The organism is Paractinoplanes atraurantiacus, assembly GCF_900215205.1.
In the GTDB taxonomy this organism is placed as follows: domain Bacteria; phylum Actinomycetota; class Actinomycetes; order Mycobacteriales; family Micromonosporaceae; genus Actinoplanes; species Actinoplanes atraurantiacus.
The window spans coordinates 385,066-391,941 of the sequence record NZ_OBDY01000006.1; the positions used below are offsets into that span (position 1 = coordinate 385,066).

Annotated in this window: 5 protein-coding genes; 4 read left to right on the forward strand and 1 reads right to left on the reverse strand. The window is 72.6% G+C overall.

The genetic code is table 11. The features are described from left to right. The first annotated feature begins 50 nt into the window (after positions 1-50). Positions 51-1,289 carry a cytochrome c biogenesis protein/redoxin gene (locus CRP55_RS17730; protein WP_245923098.1) on the forward strand — a complete coding sequence of 413 codons (1,239 nt, stop codon included), beginning with the start codon at positions 51-53 and terminating at the stop codon, positions 1,287-1,289. Positions 1,290-1,302: 13 nt separating this feature from the next. Continuing rightward, positions 1,303-2,013, forward strand: a complete 711-nt coding sequence (locus CRP55_RS17735) for an alpha/beta fold hydrolase (RefSeq protein WP_097321159.1) — start codon at positions 1,303-1,305, stop codon at positions 2,011-2,013. On the opposite strand, the gene CRP55_RS17740 is transcribed toward CRP55_RS17735, so the two are convergent. Next, positions 2,007-4,715, reverse strand: a complete 2,709-nt coding sequence (locus tag CRP55_RS17740; RefSeq protein ID WP_342751548.1) for a helix-turn-helix transcriptional regulator — start codon at positions 4,713-4,715, stop codon at positions 2,007-2,009. The genes CRP55_RS17735 and CRP55_RS17740 overlap by 7 nt on opposite strands. Before the next feature lie 90 nt (positions 4,716-4,805). Here CRP55_RS17740 and CRP55_RS17745 point away from each other — a divergent pair, with 90 nt between their 5' ends. Further along, positions 4,806-5,522: a GNAT family N-acetyltransferase gene (locus CRP55_RS17745; RefSeq protein ID WP_179855227.1), complete on the forward strand. Its 717-nt coding sequence runs from the start codon at positions 4,806-4,808 to the stop codon at positions 5,520-5,522. 1,055 nt (positions 5,523-6,577) lie between these two features. After that, positions 6,578-6,876, forward strand: a 299-nt coding sequence (locus tag CRP55_RS17755; RefSeq protein ID WP_179855228.1) for a transposase domain-containing protein, incomplete at its 3' end; no start/stop codon positions are given.

Genomic DNA, 6,876 nt, shown 5'->3' on the forward strand with positions numbered 1-6,876 from the left:
GTTCTCTGCGTCCGCTGTGAAGCCGCTGAGCTATAACGCCGGTCACAACTGTGAGATCGCGACGGCCGCGCCCGTCGTACGGGAATGTGGATGTCGCCCTGGTACTGATCGGCCTCGTCGGTGGCGTGATCACCGCGCTGTCGCCCTGCATTCTGCCCGTGCTTCCGGTGATCTTCCTGTCCGGCGCGGACCAGAACCGCCGGCCCTACCCCGTGGTGGCCGGGCTGGTGACCAGCTTCAGCCTGCTCACCCTGCTCGGGGCGGTGCTGCTGGCCGCTCTGCCGATCCCGCCCGGCGCGATCCGCTGGGCCGGGCTGGTGGCTCTGGTGCTGCTCGGGATCGGGCTGATCGTGCCGCGGTTCGAGGCGATCCTGGAGGCCCCGTTCGCCCGGCTGCCGCAGCGATCGGTGGGCCGCGACCGCGGCGGCTTCGTGCTCGGCCTGGTGCTGGGCACCGTCTACGTGCCGTGCGCGGGGCCGGTGCTGGCTGCCATCACGGTGGCCGGGGCCACCGGGAAGGTCGGCGCGGGAACGGTGGCGCTGGCCGTCGGCTTCGCGGTCGGCACCGGCGTCACGCTGATGATCTTCGCGCTGGCCGGGCGGGCCGTGACCGCCCGGGTGGCCGCCTTCCGCCGCCGGCAGCGGGCGATCCGGGTCGCCTCCGGCGTCGCCGTGGTGCTCCTCGCGGTGGGGCTGACCTTCGACGTCAACCTGCCGAACTACGGGACCGCGCTCAACCACGAGATCCAGCGGCTGCTGCCGGCGCGCGTGCCGACCGGCTCGGGCGCACCGCCGGTGCTGGCCGCCTGCGTGAGCCAGGCGCTCTACACCTCGCCGTCGGATCGGGCCGAGGACTGCGGACCGGCGCCCGCCCTGACCGGCATCACGAACTGGGTCGGCGACCCGGTCACCCTGGCCCGGCTGCGCGGCAAGGTCGTGCTGGTCGACTTCTGGACCTTCGACTGCATCAACTGCCGGCACGTCATCCCGCACATCGAGGACTGGTACGCGAGATATCACGCCCAGGGCCTCGAGGTGATCGGCGTCCACACGCCCGAGTACAGCTTCGAACACGAGTTCACGGGCGTGCAAAAGGCTGTCGCCAAGTACGGCATCACATATCCGGTCGCCGTCGACAACGACTACAAGACCTGGCAGACGTACGGCGTCCAGGCCTGGCCCTCGCTCTTCCTGGTCGACGCGATGGGCCAGGTGCGGCACATCGCGGTCGGCGAAGGCGGCTACGACGAGACCGAGAGCCTCATCCGAGAGCTGCTCACCACACCCTGAGAGGAACCCTGCGATGTCGCTCGTTCTGCTGCACGGCCTGACCTTCGACAAGCGGCACTGGGACCCGCTGCGCCGGGTGCTGCCGGCCGATCTGCCGGTGCTCGCGCCCGACCTGCCCGGCCACGGGAGCGCCCCGCGCCGCGACTCGTACCGGATGGCCGAGGTCGCCGGGATCATCCACGACCAGGTCACCGCGGCCGGCCTGACCGATCCGGTGATCATCGGTCACTCGATCGGCGGGGTCATCGCGACCAAGTACGCGGCGCTCCACCCGGCCCGCGCGGTCATCAACCTGGACCAGCCGCTGCTGCCCGGCCCGTTCGGCGCCGCCGTGCGCCAGGCCGAGCCGCTGCTGCGCGGCCCTGACTGGCGGCAGTTCTGGGACCGCATGCTGGCCGGCATGGCCATCGACACGCTGCCGCCCGAAGCCCGCAAGATCGTCGAGAACGACACCGACCCGCGCCCCGACCTGCTCCTCGGCTACTGGGACGAGCTGATCCACCACACCGACGACGCGATCCGGGCCGAGCGCCAGGCCGACCTGGCCACGTTGCGCGAGCGCGAGGTCGGCTACCGCTGGGTGACCGCCGGCGAGCCGCCGCTGCCGTACCTGGGCTGGCTGACCGCCGCCCTGCCGTCGGTCGCGGTCACCGTGATGCCCGGCAGCCACTTCCCGCACCTGGCCGACCCGTCCGCGATCGCGGCTCTGATCCCCGCTCAGTAGTCGCCGAGAGCCGCTTTCAGCTCGCGGCGTGAGCCGATGCCGAGCTTGGTGAAAACCTTGCGCAGGTGCCACTCGACCGTGCGCGGGCTCAGGAACAGCGCGGCCGCGATCTCGGCGTTGGTCCGGCCGGCGACGGCCAGGCGGGCGATCTGGCCCTCCTGGGCGGTCAGGTCGACCGCGGCGCCCGGGGTGCGGGCGCGCACGGCCTCGCCGGTCGCGGTCAGCTCGCGGCCGGCCCGCTCGGCGAACGCCTCGGCGCCCATGGTGGTGAAAGCGTCGTGGGCCGCGCGCAACTCGGCACGCGCCTCGGCGCGCCGGTTGTCGCGGCGCAGCCACTCGCCGTACAGCAATCGGGCCCTCATCTGCGGCACCGGCATCGCCGCAGCGCCGTAACGCGCGACGGCCTCGCGGAAGTGCTCGTCCGACGGGTCGAGGAGCGCGTCGGCCAGGGCCTGAGCGCCGAGGGCCCAATCGTTGCCGACGGCCGAGGTCCGCACGGCCAGCCGATCGCGGGCGTCGGCGGCGACGGCGGGCTCACCGGCCCGGACGGCCGCCTCGACCAGCTCACTCAGCGTCCACTGATAGACGGCCGGGTCCGGATAGGACACACCCTCACGGGCCGCCGTCAGCGCCGCCTCGTACTGGCCGAGACCATTGCGAAGGACGGCTTCGGCGTACGCGGTCAGGCCGATCAGCCGGCCCTGACCGCGCGACCGGGCATCGGCGCGGGTCCGCTCGATCAGCTCGGTCGCCTCCCGCTCCCGGCCCCGATAGGCGGCCAAGGTGAGCGCGGCCGACGGAATCGTCGGGATGGTGGTCGCCGCGGCGGCGGCCGCGCACTCGTCGAGCAGGCCCGAGGCGTCCGAGAAACGCCCCATCATGACCAGGTTGCCGGCCCGGAAGGTCAGCGCCGTGGGCAGCATCGACAGCGCGCCGATACGCCGGGCGAACACGATCGCCTGCTCGGCCCGCTGCCGGGCCAGATCAATGCGGAAGACCTCGTGCGCGGCCGGCGCGGCCAGCCACAGCAGGCCGAGGTCCTCGCGGTCGTTCATCGACTCCAGGGCCCGGACCAGCTCGGGCGCGGCCGCCGCGTGCCCGGAGACCGCCCAGGTGGTGAGCGCGGCCAGGAACCGGCCCGCGAAGCTGTGACTCGGCGGCAGGCCCTGTGCCGCCTCGGCGGCGAGGCGCAGGTCGTCGGCGCCGCCGAGACGCCCCGCGTACATGGCCGCGCCGATCGCCATCAGATAGGTCTCGCGGGCGCCGTCCGCGTCCAGCCCCTCCAACTTGCGGGCGGCCGCGAGCAGCGCGTGCACGCTGGACGCGCCCGGGTTGGTCAGGAAGGAGACCCGGGCCCGCAGCCGCTCGACGCGGGCCTGCTGCAGCGGGGTGAGCGGGACCAGCTCGACGGTGGCCAGCAGGGCCGGCACCAGCTCGGGCGAGCCGGCGTCGGCCCGGGAACGGGCGGCCCGCAGCAGCAGGTCGGCCCGGCGGCTCGGGTCGAGGGTGAGCTCGGCCGCGCGTTCCAGGAAGGCGGCGCCGGCCGACCGGCCACCGCGGGACAGCGCCCGCTCGGCCGAGCGTTCCAGCTCGGCCGCCACCTCGTCGTCGAAGCCGAGGGTGGCGTGGGCGCGATGCCAGGCCCGGCGGTCCGGGTCGCGTTCGGGGTCGGTCACCTCGGCCAGCACCCGGTGCACCTCGCGCAGCTCGGAGGCGTGCCCGCAGCGCCAGGCGGCCGAGCGGACCAGCGGGTGCCGGAACCGCATGCGGGCGCCGACCTCGATCAGGTCGGCCGACTCGGCGGCGGTGGCCGCCTCGGGGCCGATGCCGAGGCGTTCCAGGGCCTGCCAGAGCAGCGGCACGTTGCCGACCGGTTCGAGGGCGGCGGTCAGCAGCAGGCGGCGGCTGTCGGCGGGCAGGGCCGCGATGCGCCGCTGGAAGCCCTCCTCGACCCGGCCGGCCAGCGGGACGCTGCCGCGCCCGCCGAAGCCGAACGCCAGCTCGGCCGGGGTGAGCCCGCGGGGCAGTTCGAGCAGGGCGAGGGGGTTGCCGCGGGTCTCGGCCACGATGCGGTCGCGGACCCGGTCGTCGACCGGGCTGGTCAGCACCGAGTCGAGAAGCGCCCGGGCGTCGGCGTCGGCCAGCCCTTCGACGGTCAGCTCGGGCAGCCCGCGCAGCGTCTGGTCGTCGGCCGGGGTCCGCACGGCGAAGACCAGCGCCACCGACTCGGCCTCGAGCCGCCGGGCGGCGAAGGCGAGGATGGTGGCCGACATGCGGTCGACCCACTGCGCGTCGTCGACCACGCAGACCAGCGGCCGCTCGGCGGCCGCCTCGGCCAGCAGGTGCAGGACGGCCAGGCCGAGCACGAGCGCCTCGGGCGGGTTGCCGGTGCTGAGACCGAACGCGATGGACAGGGCGGCCCGCTGCGGCTCGGGAACGGCGCCGAGGTGGCCGAGCAGCGGGGCGCACAGCTGCTGCAGGGAGGCGTAGGCGATCTCGCTTTCCAGCTCGACCCCGGCCGCGCGCACCACCTGGCAGCCGCCGGCGTGCTCGGCCAGGTGGTCGAGCAGGGCCGTCTTGCCGGCGCCGGCCTCGCCGCGCAGGACCAGCACCCGGCTCTGCCCGGAACGGACATCGCGCACCAGCCGGTCGAGCGTCTCCTGCTCGCGCCGGCGCCCGCGAAGCATCAACTCACCCGGCACGTCTTCCCCCTAGCTCGTGCCGGAGCGTACACCGAAGATATGGGAGCGCACCCAACTGAACTTGTGCGCCGCCCCGACGTGGTGGGGGATATGAACAACGCTCTGGACGCCATACTCGCGAACTGGCGCTCCTACCTGCTGAGCTGGGGCCACGAATACCGGGACGCGACAAAGTTCCGCAGCGGAGTCCCGCAGCCGGCCCTGAACGGCGTGGTCCGCCGCGGCGGCATCCCGATCGAGGAGGCCATCGCCGCCGCCCGGCACCACCTGGAGGGCGTGCCCTGGGCCTGGCGGGTGGGCCCCGACGAGCCCCCGGACACCGGCTGGCAGCTGATCCACCACGGCGCCCACCGGGTGGCCGAGTCACCCATCATGGCGCTGCACCTGAGGGCCCCCGTCGAGGTGCCCCTCGTCCCCGGCCTGGAGATCGGCCTAGCCGAAGACCTGAAGACCTGGGTCGAGGCGTACGCACCAAGCTTCGGCGCCCCACCCGACCAGGTGCCGGCGATCGCCGAGGCCGAGACCCGCATCCCAGGCGTGACCCGCTTCGAGGCCCGCCTGAACAACCGCGTAGTGGCCACGGCCGCCCTCCACGAGAACGAGGGCGTGGCCGGCCTCTACACGATCACCACCGCCACCACCCACCGAGGCCGGGGCATAGGAGCCGCGCTGACCGCAGCCACCCTGGAACACGCCCGCCGCCGAGGCCTGCGCCTGGCCACCCTCCAGGCCACCCCGGACGGCGAGCCCTTATACGAGCGCCTCGGCTTCGAAACAGTGGCCTGGACGGAGACCTACACTTTCTGAGAGCGTTTACCGAATTCGCCACTGCGCCGGTATCTCAAAACCGAAGACGATGGTAACAACGATTCCTCAAATGCGGCCATTCGACGAATTGCCGAGGGCGGCGGCGAGATCGCCACGCTCGCGAATCGGATGTGGCCGACGATTGCGTGATGCCATGAAGTCGCATGTGTGCGCGGTCTGCCGGGACCGGGGCGGAAGTCCGATTCTGAATAGCGTGGCCGCCGCCCACGGCCGAGAGTCACGGCGGAGTCCGCGGATGTGCACTGCCCGCTGGACGAGCCCCGCACGGCGACCCTTGCCGCCACCGCCACCTCATCCCGAATTGTCGGCTTGGCCCGCACCAGCGCCTCGGCCCGAATCGCTGGCTTGGCCCGCACCAGCGCCTCGGCCCGAATCGCTGGCTTGGCCCGCACCAGCGCCTCAGCACGAGCCGCTGGCTCGGGCGGCGCTGCGCTGTTCAACCGAATCGCTGGCTCGGCCCGCACCAGCGCCTCGGCAGGAATCGCTGGCTTGGGCGGCACTGCGCTCTTGGTCCGGACTGCTGGCTCGGTAGTCATTGCGCTGTCGACCTGAACCGCCGGCTCGGGCAGCACTGCCCTCTTGGTCCGGACCGCTGGCTCGGACGGCGCTGCGCTTTTGGCCTGGACCGGTGGCTCGGGCGGGACTGCCGCCTCGGACAGGGCTATCGTCTCGGGACGGGCTGCCGTCGCATCCTGGGTCGTCGGCTCCGCCGCCGGTGCCGCCTCAGCCGGCGCCACTGTCTCGACTCGTGCGGCCTCGGCTGGATCGTCCGCAGGGCCAACGGGTGCGACCTGCGGCTCGTCGGCCGGCTGACCAGCAGGGACCGCCTGGTCGACGAGCCCGTCGGGGCCCGGCCGCCGCGTCCACTCGATGTCGTCATCCCAGATGAGCGGGGGTATCCGCTCGACCGGATCGTGCAGACCGACCTCACCGCACACCCGCGAGCAGCCATGCAACCGGCACAACTTCAACGCATGACGCCATTTGAGTCCAATGGCGCTTCTTTAGTCCAATGTGGTCTATGATCTCTGGTCGTGGCTGGGGCGACGAGGGTGGTCAAGGCGGCGCGGGACAGGTTGCCTGACCGGGTGGCTATCGGGGTGTTGACTAAGACGTTCCCGCCGGAGTTGGTGGATGCGGTCATCGACCAGGCGAAGGCTCGTGAGCTGCGGAAACGGTCGTTGCCGGCCCGGTTGACGGTGTATTTCACCCTGGCGATGTGGTTGTGGCGTGAGCATGGTTACGAGGAAGTGCTGCGGCAGTTGATCGACGGGCTGGGCTGGTCCGGGGCCGGCCCGGACGAGACGGATGTGGCCTGGTCCGGGTCTATCAC

Bases quoted from the DNA above. Each gene is read 5' to 3' on its own strand.
- CRP55_RS17735 (WP_097321159.1), top strand. From the start codon at position 1,303: ATGTCGCTCGTTCTGCTGCACGGCCTGACCTTCGACAAGCGGCACTGG.
- CRP55_RS17745 (WP_179855227.1), top strand. From the start codon at position 4,806: ATGAACAACGCTCTGGACGCCATACTCGCGAACTGGCGCTCCTACCTG.